Genomic DNA, 16,517 nt, shown 5'->3' with positions numbered 1-16,517 from the left:
CCTTGAGGCGGCCCCCCCTATTCTGTCATCCCGGTTCCCACGGGCGGCGGTAAGCTTCACCCCAAGGGGGCACTCGCCCACCGCCGCAACCGCGCATATAGCGCTGTGATGATGCCGAAGAAGGCGATCACCGAAAGCACCACGGCCCACGGATTTTCCCCCACCAGCGCCATGGGCGCGTCGCTGTCCGTCGCCGCGACGATCCCTGCGAAGGCGACACCGAACAGGCTTTCCCCGACGATGAAGCCGGTCGCCATCAGCACGCCCATGCGCTCGGCAAATTCGGGGTTGGACTGGCGCAGCGCCCAGCGATTGTAGAGATGCCCGATCACCGCGCCGACCGGGATCAGCAGGGTGAGCGCCATCGGCAGATAAATGCCCATGCCGACGGCCAGGGGTGGCAGGCGCAGCTTGCCCGCCTTGCCCAGCAGTTCGTCAATGGCGACCACCAGCACGCCGATGCCTGCGCCGAAGCCGATCAGGCCCCAGTCGAGATCGCCGCCCAGCACGCCCTTCGCCAGGGCGGAGATCAGCGCAGCCTGCGGGGCGGGGAGGGCGGTCGCCTTGGCGCCCGGCGCGCCCGCGAAGCCGAAGGCGCTGTTGAGCAGGTCCAGTACGGGCGGGATCACCAGCGCGCCGAAGATCACGCCCAGCACCAGCGCGATCTGCTGCTTCCACGGCGTCGCGCCGACAAGCTGGCCGGTCTTCAGGTCCTGGAGATTGTCGTTGGAAATGGTTGCGACGCCAAAGACGATGGCGGTCACGAACAGCGCATAGGCGATCAGCGCCTGTGCCTGTTTCGGGTCGCCGCCCGATCCGTAGATCGCCGCCAGTATCAGCGAGGCGCCCAGCACCGCCAGAATGCCGACGCCGGAGATGGGGCTGTTCGACGCGCCGATCAGCCCCGCCATATAGCCGCAGACCGAGGCGATGACGATGCCTGCCACCAGGATATAGGCCAGCGTCAGCACGATGATCGGCACCGGGTTGGCCGCGATCGGCCCGCCCTGCGCGAAGATCCACAGCAGCACCGCGATCGGCAGCAGCGAAGCGATTATGGTGCCGCCGACGATGCCGATGGGAAGGTCGCGTTCCGTAAGGTCGAGCAGGCCGGCATTGCCCGATTTGCGGACCTTCGCCGCGGCCATGGCCGACCGGATGCCGCTGACGATCGGTCCCAATATCTTGAGCAGGGTCCAGATCGCCGCGATGCCGATGGTGCCGGCGCCGATGAAGCGCGCTTTCATCCGAAAGGTGGTGCCGACCAGATCGGCCAGATCGGCGCCGGCCGCGAGCGGCGCGGTGAGATAGGGGACAAGCCCGACCCAGCTGATCAGCAGGCCGAAGAACATGGCGATGCCGACCGACAGGCCGACCAGATGCCCGACGCCGATCAGCGCCATGGAAAAGCTGGTGGAGACGCTGGATGCGCCCGCGCCGAATTTGAAGAAGGTCGCGGCCTCCTCCGCGATCAGCTTCGTCTTGGCGAGGATGGCGAAGGCCGCGGCGGCGATCGAGCTGGCGACGATGGCGGCCAGGCCGCGCCTGTTCTCCTCCAGCCCCTCGCGCGATCCCGCGCCGACCTTCAGCACTTCGGCGGCAGCTACGCCTTCGGGATAGGGCAGGTCGGACCCCGTCACCAGCGCCCGGCGCAGCGGCACCGAATACATGACGCCCAATATGCCGCCCAGCGCGATGGTGAAGGCGCTCAGCCAATAGGGGAAACCCTGCCACCAGCCGATGATGACCAGGCCGGGCAGCACGAAGATGATGGCCGACAGCGTGCCCGCCGCCGACGCGATGGTCTGCACTATGTTGTTTTCAAGGATCGTGCCGGTTGCGAACAGCCGCAGCACGGCCATGGAAATGACGGCCGCGGGGATGGAGGTGGCGAAGGTCAGCCCGATCTTCAGGCCCAGATAGACGTTGGCCGCCGTGAACAGCAGGGTGATGAGCGCGCCCAATATGACGCCGCGAAGCGTCAGCTCCGCCATGGGGGCCGCCTTGGCCGAATCACTTGTCACTCGTCTGTCCCCTTGCCTGCGGCTGTTTTATCAGCGTCCGGTAATAATGTTGCTTGGCCTTGGATCAATCGGAAAGTGCGCGCAGAGGCGTCAGGAGGAGGCGCCGGGTTTCAGGTCGGCTGCGGCGGCGGCATCCAGATAGGCGTCGACCAGCCGCGTCCAGAGCGTGTAGCCGCGCGGGTTCATATGCAAACCGTCGGGTCGGAACAGCGACGCATCGGGCAGGCCATCCGGGGCGAGCAGCACGCGACCGACATCCAGATAATCGAAGCGGCTCACCCGCGCCCGTGCCGCGACCGTCATGTTCACCGCGGCCATTTTCGGCCACAGCGTCCAGCGGATCGGGCTGGGCTTCAGGGACAGATAGGCGATATGCGCCTTGGGATAGTCGGATCGGAGTTGCCTGAGCAGGGTCAGGACGTTGTTCGCGACCTCGGCCGGGGTGGCGCCTGCTGCCAGGTCGTTTTCCCCGACATAGACGAGGATGGAGCGCGGCTTCGCCTTGGGCAGCAGGCGCTTGTAATAATGCAGCACATCCGGCGTGGTCGCGCCGCCGAAGCCCCGGTTGACGGTGCCGATGTCGGGGAAGCTGCCGCTTATGTCCCACAGGCGGATGCTGGAGCTGCCCAGGAACAGGGTGGCGTCGGTGATCGGGGGACCGGCCTCATTGGCCCTGGCGAATGCCTCGATCTCGCGCGAGAAAGGAAAGCTGGGGTCGGGATTGACCTTCAGCGCCGGCGCCTGCGTGGCGGCGTGCAGCAGGCCGCCGGACCCCAGCAGCAGGGCAAGGCCGATCAGCGCCCTGCCCGCCTTGAGGCCGCGCCTAGTGCCGATGCAGCGGGCGGAGCTGATATTTGCCGTTCGCATAGGTGCCGAACATGCCGGAAATGGCGGGATGGTCGACAGGTTCCTCACTGTCGTCCGCGACCAGATTCTGCTGGCTGACATAGGCGACATAGCTGCTTTCGCCATTTTCAGCGAGCAGATGGTAGAAGGGCTGATGCTTGTCCGGCCGGATGTCCTCGGGAATGGCCTGATACCATTCCTCGCTATTGGCGAAGACCGGATCGATGTCGAACACGACGCCACGAAAACCGAAGAGGCGGTGCTGCACCACGTCCCCGATGCTGAAGCGGGCGTGGACGATCGGCGGGGGGGTCACATCGGGTCCGAAAATCTGAATCATATCGTTCATATGACGCAATTTAGGATGCTTGCGGTGCGAAACAAGAAAAATGCTCGTCGCTGCTTGGCAAGGGTGAAATCATTCGCTAATGGCCGCCGCTCGACCGGAACGGCATGCGCCGGACCTTCTGCGGAGAGGTGGCAGAGTGGTCGAATGCACCGCACTCGAAATGCGGCGTGCCGGCAACGGTACCGAGGGTTCGAATCCCTCCCTCTCCGCCACTTAACCATCCAGCCGGATCCATGGGTATCCAGAAAATCCCGTATTAACGGGATATTAGGTGATTCGCGTGTCCAAGCGCATCCAGCGATATCCAGCCCAAGCCAACATTATCTGGGGGCATTTTGGGGGCATCGAATTGGGGATTTGGGGGCATGCTGACCGACGCGGCAATTCGCAAGGCGAAGCCTAAGGATAAGGACTATAAGCTGGCCGATTCCGGGGGCTTGTACCTGTTTATCACAAAAGCTGGCCATCGGAGCTGGCGGCTCAAATATCGTTTCGCTGATAAAGAGAAACGCCTTGTGTTGGGAAGTTACCCCGATTTGTCGTTGGCCAAAGCTCGGGAGCTGCGGGACGATGCCAAGCGGATGTTACGTGATGGCCGCGATCCAGTGATCGAGGCAAAGAAGCGCAAGCTCGCCAACCTCGTTCAGATGGAAAACACGTTCGAGAAGGTGGGCCGGCAATGGTATGCCGACCAAGTGACTCGCTGGAAGCCTGTCCACGCTGCGGACGTCATCACCAGCTTGGAGCGAGATATTTTTCCTGCCATCGGAGGGCTTCCGATAACCGACATCGATGAGCCCCTCCTTCTCGCCACGCTTAAGAAAGTAGAAGCCCGTGGTTCGATCGAGACCGCTCATCGCTTGCTTCAGCGGTGTTCGTCGATATTCAAATATGGCAAGGGCACTGGCGCGTGCCGCTTGAACCCTGCTGCTGACATGAAGGTCAGTCTCAAAGCGGTTCCCCCTGCTCGTAGGTGGCCTGCGCTGACCGAGTTGGACCAGCTTCAGGCATTGGTTCGAGCGGTAGATTGCTCCACCTCCCATCCGATCACTCGACTTGCATCTAGAATGATGGCGCTGACTGCTCAGCGACCAGGGATGATTCGAACTGCGCCATGGAGCGAATTCGAAGGTATCGACTGGAATAAGCCAGATGAACTCGCGGAGAGGCCGCAGTGGCGTATCCCGGCTGCACGCATCAAGCTTATGTTGGAGCTGCGTGAGGACGAGACGTTCGAGCATATTGTGCCGCTGCCGCACCAAGCTGTCGAGGTTCTGCATGCTGCCCGCCGTCTGTCTGGCAGAGGGCCCTTGGTATTTCCAGGAGCACGAAGCGGCTTGGAGCCGTTGAGCGAGAATGCCGTCGGATATTTGTACAATCGGATCGGCTACAAGGGACGCCACGTTCCGCATGGATGGCGTTCGTCCTTTTCAACTACGATGAATGGCTTGGTAGAGCGATCGCATCCAGGTTCAGACCGCCTCCTGATCGATAGGCTCATCATTGATTTGATGCTGGCCCATGTTCCGGCAGGGATGTCCGGCAGCGAGTTAATCTACAACCGTGCCGCCTATATGGAGCGGAGGAGAGAGCTGGCCCAGCAATGGGCAGATTTGATCATGAATGACCAACTCCCCCCTGCGCACCTTTTGGAGGGGCCACGGAGATCAAAGTCCAACACGCGGTAAACTCAATCGTGCTACTTTTCACTTTGTGGTTAACTTAAGGCAGGTTGTCCGGGATCGGCAAATCGCTATTCCCGAGTTCAGCAGGATGAGTGCCGAGTGGTTCAACTGGGCGTGACTCGATGAGATCCGCGGCAATCAGTTTAAACCGGGCTCAATCAGCTTTACTCAGTTCAAAATCGGTGGAATAGTCGGGCCTAATCCGGTCGGATTGAAGGAAGGCGCTTATGTCTGATCGCTGGATGTCTGTCGAGGAAATCGCCGGCTACCTAGGGGTGAGCAAAGATACAGTTTATGGCTGGATAACGAAAAGAGAAATGCCCGCTCACAAGGTCGGTCGACTTTGGAAATTCAAGTCAGACGAAGTCGATTTTTGGGTGAGGGCTGGAAAAGCGTCTGATGAGTGCAGTGAGCAATCCAGACAGAGCGCGCAAGAATCGGACGAACGTAAGTCGGGAAACAAGAAATGAGTGATGTGGCGTGCATCGACCTGTTCTGCGGTGCTGGTGGTTTGACGCACGGCCTGATTCAGGCCGGTGTTCCGGTCGTCGCAGGCATTGATGTCGATGCGGCCTGTTGCCACCCGTACGAAGCCAACAACGGCGCGCAATTCCTCATCAAGGACATCAAGAACGTAAAGCCTTCGGAGCTGAACAAGCTCTACGGCAATGCCAAAATCCGGATTCTCGCCGGCTGCGCGCCCTGCCAACCGTTCTCGACCTACTCCCAGCGCTATGACACCCTCACAAGCCCGCGCTGGCCCCTGCTCTATCAGTTCGCACGCCTCGTCAAATCCGTTCGCCCGGACATCGTGACTATGGAGAATGTTCCCCTAGTCGAAAAACACGCCGTCTTCGACGACTTCGTCGCCACCCTCCAGCGGCAGGGCTACAATGTCTGGAAGAGCGTCGTGGATTGCACCCAATATGGGTTGCCTCAAACCAGACGGCGTATGGTCATTCTGGCGAGCCTGATCGGTCCCATCGAGTTGATCTCGCCGACCCACAAGAAGCCGCGAACCGTCAAGGATGCGATCGGAAATCTGCCTGCCATTGAAGCGGGAAGGGTCCACGACCATGACGCTTTCCATATCTCGTCCAGGCTTTCGGATTTAAACTTGGAGCGCATTCGCGCTTCCCGCCCGGGCGGGACGTGGCGTGATTGGCCGGAACGCCTGGTTGCCGAATGCCATCGGCGGGAAACGGGGCGCACCTATCCGGGCGTCTATGGACGTATGACCTGGGAAGATCCGTCTCCAACGATCACCACGCAATTCTATGGCTTCGGCAACGGCCGCTTCGGCCATCCTGAGCAAGATCGAGCGATCTCCCTGCGAGAGGGGGCGATCCTGCAAGGTTTTCCGAAGAAGTACGCCTTCGTGGCGGATAATGGCCCGACCCATTTCAAGGCGTTGGGCCGGATGATCGGCAACGCGGTCCCTGTCGCTCTCGGCGAAGCGATTGGTCAAAGCATCGTGACGCATCTCGGCGTCGGAGCGCAAACGAACCGGGCGAAGAAGGGAGTCACCGCGTATGTCGCGAGTAAGCCCCTCGTCGCATGAAGCGAGCCTCCGCATGGCTCGGGTGCGGCAGAAGGGCACCGACGCCGAACTCTCTTTGCGCAGGGAACTACACGCGAGAGGGTTGCGCTACCGTTTGCAAGTCCCGCTGCTGACCAAGCCGCGGCGCGTCGCCGACATCGTATTTCCCCGCAACAGGATCGCTGTCTTCGTCGACGGCTGCTTCTGGCATGGGTGCCCGGAGCACGCATCCTGGCCGAAGAGCAACGCGCAATTTTGGCGCGATAAAATTGAAGCTAATCGCGCCCGAGACGCGGATACCGATCGACGCCTCGGTGCTTTGGGTTGGCGTGTCATCCGCGTATGGACTCATGAACGCGCTGGCGAAGCAGCCGAACGCATCGAAAACGCCGTTCGAGGCGGGAGTGGGCTGCAATGATCATCGGAAATGCGAGCAGCGCAGCGACGCAGATCGCTCATCACACAATTCCAGAGCCCGGTCAGCTGGTCGAGGCGCGCCGAAGGCAATGGATCGTGTCGGAGGTCGATTGCGGATCGACAGCACCGGGCCTTCCCAAACGCCATCTCATCCGAATGAGATCGATCGACGAAGACGCTCTCGGGGAAGAAATCGAAGTCCTTTGGGAGTTGGAGCCAGGCGCTCACGTCATTGAGCGAGCCGGCTTGCCGCGCATTACCGGCTTTGATGATCCGGCCTCCCTACAGGCGTTCCTCGATGCCGTCCGATGGGGCGCCGCCACCAATGCCGACAGGGCCTATCTCCAGGCCCCATTTCGTAGCGGCGTCAGCATTGAGGACTTCCAACTCGATCCATTGGTGCGAGCCATCGACATGGCCCGCACCAGTCTGCTCATCGCGGATGACGTCGGCCTCGGAAAGACGATCGAAGCCGGTCTGGTGATCCAGGAAATGCTTCTGCGCCATCGTGCCCGCACCGCGTTGGTGTTGTGTCCGGCGTCCCTTCAGGAAAAATGGCGCACGGAGATGCAGGAGAAATTTGGCCTCGACTTCCGCATCGTCGATACCGAGTTCGTCAAGCGCCTGCGCCGTGAACGTGGCCTGCATGCCAATCCGTGGACCTCGTTCCCTCTCCTCATCACGTCGATGGATTGGGTGAAGCAAGGCGAAGGGCTGCGCCTGTTCCGGGACGCGCTGCCGCCCACCGTCACCTATCCTCGAAAATTCGATCTGCTGGTCATCGACGAAGCGCACAACATCGCGCCCACGGTCGGACACTATGCGGTCGAGAGCCTCCGTACCCGTTTGGTGCGACTGCTCGCGCCGCATTTCCAGCACAAGCTGTTTCTCACCGCCACGCCCCATGACGGCTACACCGAGTCGTTCACCGCTCTGCTCGAGCTGCTCGACGACCAACGCTTCGCCCGAAACGTCCTGCCGAGCGAGCCCCAGCGCGCTCGGGTCATGGTGCGGCGGCTGAAAAGCGACTTGGTGGATGCGAACGGCAAGCGACTTTACCCGGTGCGGCGTCTAGAAGGGCTCGCCATCAAGTATGAAGATGACGAGAGGCAGATCCGGCATCTTCTCGGCGATTACATATCGTCACGCGAGAATGGCGAGGGCGGTGCCCGAGCGGTCGATCGTTTCGTCCACCAATTGCTGCGCAAGCGCCTCGCATCGTCGCCCGCCGCGTTCGCGGCGACGCTGGAAAAGCACATTGCGACGATCGAAGGTCGTTCGTCGGCCGACCAGACCAGGCGCAAGCTGGATGATCGCATCCTTCGCCGCGCCATATCGAAGGCCGAAGAAGACTATGCCGACGACGCATTGCGCGAGGCGGCGGAAGACGACGCGCTCAGCGAAGTCGGCAAACACATCCGGCCGCCCAGTGAGCAAGAGCGGCGGATGCTGGAAGGCCTGCGCTCCTGGGCGCAGCAAGCATCACGCAGGGCGGATTCTAAGGCGCGCGCGATATTGGAGTGGCTGGCCGAGCATCTCCAGGAGGGCGGTGAATGGACGAATGAGCGGGTCATCCTGTTCACCGAATACCGGACGACGCAGCAGTGGATGCAAGAGACGCTCGTGTCGCACGGCTTCGGCGGCGATCGGCTGGCGTTGATCTATGGCGGCATGGATCACGACGAACGAGAGGCCGTGAAGGCGGCGTTCCAGGCCAAACCTTCGGAATCGCCAGTCAGAATCCTGTTGGCGACCGACGCGGCATCCGAAGGCATCGACCTTCAGAACCACTGCCACCTGATGATCCATTTGGAAATTCCATACAATCCTAACGTGATGGAGCAGCGGAACGGGCGCATCGACCGTCACGGCCAACGCTCCAGCGAGGTGGTCATCTGGCATCCGGTTGATGACGAAGGCGATCACGGACAGGACATCCTGCGAGCGCTTCGGAAGCTCGACGCCATGCGGGCCGACATGGGGAGCGTCAACCCGGTCATCGCCCCACAGCTCCCGGACCTGATCGAGGGGCGTCGGCGCGACTTGGATACCCGTCTGGCCGAAGCCCGCATGGAAAAATCGCGGCGCTTCGTCAGAGCCGAACGCGACCTCCGGGATCGGGTCGCGAAGCTGCACGAACGCCTCGCCGAGACCAAGCGCGAGCAAAATCTCACGCCCGATCACATCGAACGAGCCGTGAGAGCGGCACTGCGCCTTTCGGACAAACCGGACCTCGGGGCCACGTCTCTGCCCGGGGCTCCAGATGGAACCGTCTTCACCATGCCGGCGCTGTCCGGTTCATGGACTCGATGCCTGGAGGGGCTGGAACATCCCTACACGAAGAAGGTCCGCCCCATCACGTTCGACCATGACGTGGCGAAGGGGCGCGATGACGTCGTTCTGGTGCATCTCAATCATCCCCTCGTCCAGATGAGCCTGCGCCTTCTGCGTGCCGAAATCTGGGCGCGGGACGACGTGAAGAAGATCCACCGCGTCTCCGCCCGTTCCTTGCCCGATGGCCAGCTCGAAGGCCCCGCCGTCATCGTGGTTTCTCGATTGGTCATCACCGGCGGCAGTCATCATCGCCTGCACGAGGAACTGACCGAGGCCGGCGGTTATCTGCGCGACGCCGGCTTCCGCCGCGAAGACCGCGTGACGGAGGTGCGCCGATGGCTCCAGGATTCCGCCCCCGCCGTATTGCCCGATACGACCTTCGCGGCGCTGCGCACCCGCTTTGACAAGCAGCGTGACTCCGTGTTGGGGTCGGTCGATGCGCGCTCCAAGGATCGCCTGCGCATTCTGTCCAATTCGATCGACACCCGGAAGGAACGGGAGAGCGACGACATCCGGCAGGTGCTCGACGATCTCGACAAGGCCCTGCGGGCCGAACTCGTCGCCGACCGCGAGCCGCAACAGCTCTCACTCTTTTCCGAGGATGAGCGCACCCAGCTCCGACGCGATCACGCGGCTCTCGAAGCGCGCCTCGCCCGTATTCCGCTGGAACGGGAACAAGAGGTGCGCGCCATCGAGAACAGGTATTCCAATGTCCGGGACCACACCTTTCCCGTCGCGGTCATCCTGCTCGTGCCCGAGTCCTTGACGAAGGGGCAGCCTCGATGAACACCAACCACGACTGGCTCAACCTCATCGAGGTATCGGGACCGTTCCTCGCGGTGCCCGTGCTACGCGACGTGCTTCCCCAAGGATTGGAAGCCCTGACCTCCGGCCGCCCGCAGCGGCTGCGTGCCGCCTATGACGAATGGCGTGATGCGGTCGATGCCGACGATGCCGACCTGACGGCGATCCATTCAGCGTGGATCGACGAGGTTCTCCAGAGCGCCCTGGAGGTGGACGATCAGGTCTTACGCCGGGCCGCGACATTGCCGGAGCGGCTGAAGGTGTCGCTGCCCGAGCACGGCGTCACGATCGCGCCCGACCTTGCGATCGTTAATCCGACCCAGGGCGACGCCCCGTTCCTGCTCGTCCAGCTCTACGATCCCGACACCGACCTCGACGCCACCCGGAATTACGACGGGCTTGCCGCGACGCCAGGCGACCGCATGGTGGCGCTGCTTCGCGCCGTCGGGTGCCCAGTCGGTCTCGTGACCAATGGCGAACGCTGGATGCTGGTTCATGCGCCGGCCGGTGCGGTCGCGAGCTTCGCCAGTTGGTATGCCCGCCTCTGGGGTCAGGAGCCCGAGACGCTACGCGCCTTCGTCAGCTTGCTCGGGGTTCGTCGCTTCTTCGGCCCGGAAGCCGAAAGGCTCCCGACGCTGTTCGAGCGGTCGCTGAAGCACCAGGGCGACGTGACCGACGCGCTCGGTGAACAGGTCCGTCGCGCGGTGGAAGTGCTGGTCCAGTCCCTCGACCGCGCCGACCAGGATCGCAACCGGGATCTGCTGCACGACGTCGATCCGAAGGAACTCTACGAGGCCGGCCTCACGGTCATGATGCGGCTCGTCTTCCTGCTGGCGGCGGAAGAGCGCGGCCTGCTCCTGCTCGGCGATCCCCGCTACGACGCCTTCTATGCGCTCTCCAGCCTGCGTATGCAGTTGCGCGCCGACACCGAAGAGATACTCGAACGCCGCCGCTCGGCATGGTCGCGGCTGCTCGCGCTGTTCCGTGGCGTCTATGGCGGCATCGACCATCCGCTGCTGCGGCTGCCGGCGATGGGCGGCTCGCTCTTCGACCCGGATCGCTACCCGTTCCTCGAAGGCCGCAAGAAGGGCACGAACTGGCGGAGCGATCCCGCCGAGCCCCTGCCGATCGACGATCGGACGGTCCTGCTGCTGCTGGAGGCAATCCAGACCTTCGAGGGGCGCACACTGTCCTACCGCGCGCTCGACGTGGAACAGATCGGTCACGTTTATGAGGGTCTCCTCGAACGCACGGTTCAGCGCGTCGATGACGTGACGCTCGAACTCGAAGGATCGGCCAAGGCCAAGAACGCCCGCGTGGCGCTCGGCGAGATCGAGTCCGCGCGCCTCGACGGCGCCGCCAGGATCGTCGATCTCCTGAAGGAGCGGAGCGAGCGTTCCGAGCCCGCCATTCGCAACGCCATTAGCCGGGAACCGGACGAGCGCGTGGCGGCGCGGCTGCTCACCGTCTGCCGTGGCGATGTAGCCTTGCGTGACCGCATCCTGCCCTATGCCGAACTCCTACGGACCGACCCGTGGGGATACCCGCTGGTTCATCACGCCAGCGCTTTCGTCGTCGTCCTCGGCGCCGACCGGCGCGAGAGCGGGACACACTACACACCCAAGAGCCTGACCGAGAAGATCGTCGAAGAAACGCTGACGCCGATCGTCTATCGCGGCCCGGCCGAAGGCGCCGCGCGCGAGGATTGGAAGCTCAAGAGCGCCGACGAACTCCTCGACCTCAAGGTCTGCGATCCCGCGATGGGATCGGGCGCGTTCCTCGTGCAGGCTTGCCGCTGGCTCGCCGACCGACTTGTCGAAGCCTGGTCCAACATGGAAGCGGCGGGCGGGCGGATCGACGACGAAGGCCGCATCCGTCCTGTGGATGACACGGCCGGTTTCGAGCCGCTGTCGCGCGACACCGAGGAGCGCGCCATCCTCGCGCGCCGCCTGATCGCCGAACGCTCCCTATACGGCGTCGACAAAAACCCGCTCGCGGTCGAACTCGCCAAGCTGTCGCTATGGCTGACGACGCTCGCCAAGGGGCGACCTTTCGGCTTCCTGGATCACAACCTGCGCAGCGGCGATAGCCTGCTCGGCATCCACGATCTCGGCCAACTCATTGAGCTGGAAATGAAGCCAAAGGGCAAGGCGCAGCTTCGCCTTTTCGGCCGGACGATCCGGTCGGCCGTCGACAAGGCGCTCGCGCTTCGCAGCCAGCTTCGTTCGATCCCCATCCGCGACATCGGCGATGTCGAGGCTATGGCAGCGCTCGACGCTCAATCGAGTGCAACGCTTGCGACGTCGGAGCTAATCGCGGACGCCTTCATCGGCCTCGTAATCGCGACCGGAAATGGCGGAGACTTGGAAAAGCGTCTCGCTGCCCTCTCCACGGAGGCCGACCGAGCTTCAGATGGTGGGGCCGACGCTTGCCGGACTCTTGCGGCGCAGGCCCAGTCCGACCTCATGAGTGACTTTGTCGCCGAACAGCGTGGACGTCCTTTTCATTGGCCGCTGGAATTTCCCGAGGTTTTCCTCCGCGCCGATGGTGGTTTCGATGCTTTCGTCGGGAATCCGCCGTTCCTTGGCAATAGATTGTGGAAGGGAACCTACGGAGCTGCCTACCAGCGTGTCGTGCAGATGATCTTGGAGGTGGCGCCCGGAAAGATCGACCTCTCGGTCGTCTTCCATCGTCGGGCGGCCACGCTTCTGAGACATGGTGGAACCTATGGATTGTTGGCGGCGAACAACATCGCCGAAGGCAGCGCTGTTTCCGTTGGGCTGGAACGTATAGCCGCCGAAGGAGACTTCTACTTCTCCCGCAAGGGTATGCCGTGGCCAGGGGCGGCCTCCACCGTGATCGCCATGGCGTGTTTTCGGAAGGGAGGATGGATCGGGCTTCGGAACTGCGATGGCATTGCATGTGAGAAAATCGGTCCCCGACTCCAACCCGAGATCGGCGGAGGATGGGAACCGAAGGCGCTCACCGACACCCTGTTCGCCTTTGCTGGGGTCGATAATAGCAAGGGGTTAGCGTTCGTCCTCACCGAGGAACATCCCTGGTTCGAGCGCCTTCGCTCTGAAACCGGCTCTCTGCTGCGCCCCTACATTACCGGCAACGACATCACGAGCACTTCACTCACTCGCGTTGAGCGTTGGGCTCTCGACATCGCCGACCTGCCGCTGGAAACGCTTGAGAGCGAGTGGCCGATCGCCTTTCGGTTTCTCATCGAAATCGTATTGCCCACACGAACACCGAAAGACCTTAAAAGTTACAAGGGTCTCGTCGATCGGTGGTGGCAGTTCTGGAACCATCGCGCTGCGCAAATGCGTCAGCTTCGTCCCCGCCCCCAGTTCATAGCGTTTGCGAAGGCCGCAAAGTATCCAATCTGCGTTCTGGCGCCAACGGAGTGGATATATACGAACAAAGTCGTGCTCGTGGAAAAGGCCAACGAAAACGTCCATCCGATATGCTTGAGTTCCATGTTCCAAATTTGGCTGCGCAATTATTCTGTTCGCAGCCTCGGAGGGGACAACAACACGCTGACACTCTCCGTCAGTGAAGCGCTTGCGACGTTCCCATTCCCAAAAGGGTATGTGCCTGAAGATGCCATCGCCGCAGCCAGAGATTTTCAGGACACTCTCGTTTCATGGAGCCGTCGAAACTCGGCTGGCATGACGGACGCGATGAACGCCGTTCATTCATCTGCTTCCCGAGACGTTGAAATCCTCGCGATGCGCAATCTTCTCGAACGCATCGACGCCGGCGTGGCGGATGCCTACGGCTGGAGTGATCTGGACCTCGCTCATGGCTTTCAAGATGATACCGATGATGGAGATGCAAGCTCCAGCCATCACGGTCTGGATGAGCAAACGCGCGATCTCGTGCTTGCCAAGCTCATTGAGCTGAACCGCCAACTCTATAAAGCGACGGTGCCAGTTTCCGGCGCTGGTAAAGAACGCCCAAAATCCGGGAAGGGCAGAGGTCGATCATCTTCAGACGCTGGATTGCTTTTTGAAGATGCCAGAGCAGATGAGACATCGGCCAGCGCCCGTCCCTCTGAACCAGTAACATATTGAGGCCAGCCGATGACGAAACCCACCAACGATCAGGCGCAGGCCAGCCCGACCAAACGGTTCTTCGTGTCGATGCTGACGCGCGACATCAATCTCGCCGACGCGATCCTCGACCTTCTCGACAATTGTCTCGATGGTGCGCTCCGGTTGGCGGACGGCGGCAATGTCGATTACACGCAGCATTTCGTGAAGATCGAACTCGCCGCCGACCACTTCTCGATCGAAGACAATTGCGGAGGCATCCCGCGCGAGGTCGCCAAGAACTACGCCTTCAAGATGGGCCGCGAACCAGACGACGAACGTGACTCCGAGACCGAGACCATCGGCATGTATGGCGTCGGCATGAAACGCGCCATCTTCAAGATGGGCCGCGAGGCGCTGGTGCGGACCCGTTATGGCGACGACACCTTCGAGGTGCCGATCACTTCTGCCTGGCTTGAAGCCAAGGGATGGGACCCACTACCGATCAACGAGCCGACGGAAGCCAGCGAGAAGCTCGCCGAGCCCGGCACGGTGATCCGTGTGGATGAACTATACGAGGGCGTCTCCAGACACTTCGCCAACGAGGCATTCGAAAACGAAGTCCGCACGGCCATTGCCGAACATTTCACGATGTTTCTCCAGTGGGGCCTCAAGGTCGATCTCAACGGTAAACCCGTGGAGCCGGTGCTCGTCGAGGTGCTGGTGTCGGAGCGCGACGATGGGCCGGCGCCGTTCGTTTTTCAGAAGACCATCGACGACGTGCTGGTGTCGATCACGGTCGGCTTGAACACCGGACGCAGCCTCGGCAACGACGATGATGACGACTCGGGCTTCGAGCGCGATCGCTCGTCTGCGACCGCTGGCTGGACGGTCCTCTGCAACGACCGCGCGGTGATCGTCGGCGACAAGAGCCGCCTCACCGGTTGGGGCGATGGCATTCCGCTGTACCATCCGCAGTTCGCCATCCTCACCGGCATCGTCGAGTTTCGGTCCAAGCGCGCCGACAAGTTGCCGGTGACGACGACCAAGCGCGCGCTCGACACCTCATCGAACGTCTGGCTCGAGTCTCTGGTGAAAATGAAGGAGGGTATGCGGGTCTGGATTTCCTACACCAACCAGTGGAAGAACCACCCGCGCGTCGATCAGTCGAACTACTGGGAGGATGCGAAGCCGCTCTCTTTGGCTAAGGCTATCGCATCGGTCGCTGCGCGCAGCACCATCAAGAAGAGCGACAGCCAGATCGAGTTCAATCCACAAAAGGCGAAAGTGCTACCCGAACCACCGGGCAAAACACCGTCGTCGCGGAAGCTCGTGTTCTCGCGCCCCGCCGAGGAAATTCGGCTCGTCTCCAAGATGCTATTCGACGTCGATGACGAAAAGCCGGGAATCGTGGGTGAGAAGTGCTTCGAGCTGACACTCGCCAAGGCCCAGAAGCAGGACGGCTGAGACATGAGCGCCGGATCTTCGCTTCCCTACCGGCTGAGGCCCAACAAGGCCGTCGATCGGGAACTATTCCTCTCACTACTGATGCGGTTGGCTCCAGCGTTATCGTTGGAGAAATACCACTATGTCGGTCTCGGCGGCCCCTTTCTGGAAGACTTCAGATTGGTCCATGCCCGGCTCGGCCTCGAACGGATGACCTGCGTCGAGACCGAGGAGGAAGTCCACAAGCGCCAGCTCTTCAATCGCCCGGTCGCGTCGATCGAATGTGTCCATAAAACGCTCGAAGATTACCTGGACGGGATCGATTTCGAGGTGCCCGCGATCGTGTGGTTCGACTACACCGAGCCCAGGGGCATCACCACGCAGATCGAACGCTTCGCGCGGACGATCGGCACCGTTCCACTCGGCAGCGTGCTTCGAGTAACGCTCAACGCAAACCCTGAGTCTCTCGGGAAGCCGGAGGCAAATGAGGTCTCTGTCGAGATTGACGGTGCGGCCTCGGGCGATCGCAAGGATAAGCCAACCGTACAGGAATGGCGACTTGCTCGATTCAAGGAGCGGGTTGGGCAGCTCTTCCCGAGTGGGCTATCCGCTGAGGATATGACGCAAAAGCGCTTCGGCTTTAGCGTGCTCCGCGTTCTCAAGCTGGCGGTCGAAAAGGAAGCGCTCAACTTCCGTGATCGGCAGATCGTGTGGGCGCTGGCCACGCACTACAAAGACGGCCAAGCAATGGTGACGGCAGCACTCGTAGTTTGCGCTGCCGATGATTCCGTTGTTGGAGATCTCGTGAAGGGGTGGGAATTCAATTCCACGCCGGATGCCCCCCATCGTCTCGACCTGCCCGCCCTTTCGACGCTGGAGCGATTGACGATGGAGTCGAACGACGAGGTTGGGGCGAAGATGGCCTTCAAACTACCCAAATCCGACATGGGCGAAGATCCCATCACGGTCTTCAAGAAATTCTACCGCATCTATCCACACTTCTCGCGCGTCGAGCTGTAGAGATGCATTCGGGGG

Annotated in this window: 11 protein-coding genes and 1 tRNA gene; 9 read left to right on the top strand and 3 right to left on the bottom strand. The window is 61.8% G+C overall.

Annotation, left to right across the window (positions count from 1 at the left end):
• Positions 1-56 precede the first annotated feature (56 nt).
• The 3 genes from A8G00_RS16520 to hspQ form a co-directional block, all read right to left on the bottom strand.
• Positions 57-2,024: an OPT family oligopeptide transporter gene (locus A8G00_RS16520; RefSeq protein ID WP_044661425.1), complete on the bottom strand. Its 1,968-nt coding sequence runs from the start codon at positions 2,022-2,024 to the stop codon at positions 57-59.
• Positions 2,025-2,114: 90 nt separating this feature from the next.
• On the bottom strand, positions 2,115-2,891 hold the full coding sequence (locus A8G00_RS16515) for a GDSL-type esterase/lipase family protein (RefSeq protein ID WP_044661426.1): 777 nt from the start codon (positions 2,889-2,891) through the stop codon (positions 2,115-2,117).
• Positions 2,848-3,219: a heat shock protein HspQ gene (gene hspQ / locus A8G00_RS16510; protein WP_025549362.1), complete on the bottom strand. Its 372-nt coding sequence runs from the start codon at positions 3,217-3,219 to the stop codon at positions 2,848-2,850. Before hspQ ends, A8G00_RS16515 begins: the two co-directional genes overlap by 44 nt.
• Before the next feature lie 122 nt (positions 3,220-3,341).
• Between hspQ and A8G00_RS16505 the strand changes: the two genes are divergently transcribed.
• The 9 genes from A8G00_RS16505 to A8G00_RS16465 all read left to right on the top strand — a co-directional run bounded on the left by A8G00_RS16505 (position 3,342) and on the right by A8G00_RS16465 (position 16,502).
• Positions 3,342-3,431: transfer RNA gene (locus tag A8G00_RS16505), tRNA-Ser, on the top strand.
• Positions 3,432-3,584: 153 nt separating this feature from the next.
• Positions 3,585-4,907: an integrase arm-type DNA-binding domain-containing protein gene (locus tag A8G00_RS16500; RefSeq protein ID WP_103001197.1), complete on the top strand. Its 1,323-nt coding sequence runs from the start codon at positions 3,585-3,587 to the stop codon at positions 4,905-4,907.
• Between the two features lie 224 nt (positions 4,908-5,131).
• Positions 5,132-5,374 (top strand): helix-turn-helix domain-containing protein, encoded by a 243-nt coding sequence (locus A8G00_RS16495; protein WP_103001196.1) that lies wholly within the window; start codon positions 5,132-5,134, stop codon positions 5,372-5,374.
• Positions 5,371-6,465: a DNA cytosine methyltransferase gene (locus tag A8G00_RS16490; RefSeq protein WP_103001195.1), complete on the top strand. Its 1,095-nt coding sequence runs from the start codon at positions 5,371-5,373 to the stop codon at positions 6,463-6,465. Before A8G00_RS16495 ends, A8G00_RS16490 begins: the two co-directional genes overlap by 4 nt.
• Positions 6,437-6,862: a very short patch repair endonuclease gene (locus tag A8G00_RS16485; protein WP_216365629.1), complete on the top strand. Its 426-nt coding sequence runs from the start codon at positions 6,437-6,439 to the stop codon at positions 6,860-6,862. Before A8G00_RS16490 ends, A8G00_RS16485 begins: the two co-directional genes overlap by 29 nt.
• The gene (gene drmD / locus A8G00_RS16480) at positions 6,859-9,981 is read left to right on the top strand and encodes a DISARM system SNF2-like helicase DrmD (RefSeq protein ID WP_103001193.1); all 3,123 of its coding nucleotides are present in this window, start codon (positions 6,859-6,861) and stop codon (positions 9,979-9,981) included. The genes A8G00_RS16485 and drmD overlap by 4 nt, the downstream gene beginning before the upstream one ends.
• Positions 9,978-14,078 carry a type IIL restriction-modification enzyme MmeI gene (locus tag A8G00_RS16475; RefSeq protein ID WP_103001192.1) on the top strand — a complete coding sequence of 1,367 codons (4,101 nt, stop codon included), beginning with the start codon at positions 9,978-9,980 and terminating at the stop codon, positions 14,076-14,078. The genes drmD and A8G00_RS16475 overlap by 4 nt, the downstream gene beginning before the upstream one ends.
• Before the next feature lie 9 nt (positions 14,079-14,087).
• Positions 14,088-15,503: an ATP-binding protein gene (locus tag A8G00_RS16470; protein ID WP_103001191.1), complete on the top strand. Its 1,416-nt coding sequence runs from the start codon at positions 14,088-14,090 to the stop codon at positions 15,501-15,503.
• Positions 15,504-15,506: 3 nt separating this feature from the next.
• Entirely contained in the window at positions 15,507-16,502 is a 996-nt protein-coding gene (locus tag A8G00_RS16465) for an O-methyltransferase (RefSeq protein ID WP_103001190.1), read from the top strand.
• The last annotated feature ends 15 nt before the right edge of the window (positions 16,503-16,517 follow it).

Origin of the sequence: Sphingobium sp. SA916 (assembly GCF_002894065.1) — a bacterium.
Lineage (GTDB): Bacteria > Pseudomonadota > Alphaproteobacteria > Sphingomonadales > Sphingomonadaceae > Sphingobium > Sphingobium fuliginis.
Note: the sequence above shows the minus strand (reverse complement) of the source record. Positions and strands in the feature narration are given on the sequence as shown.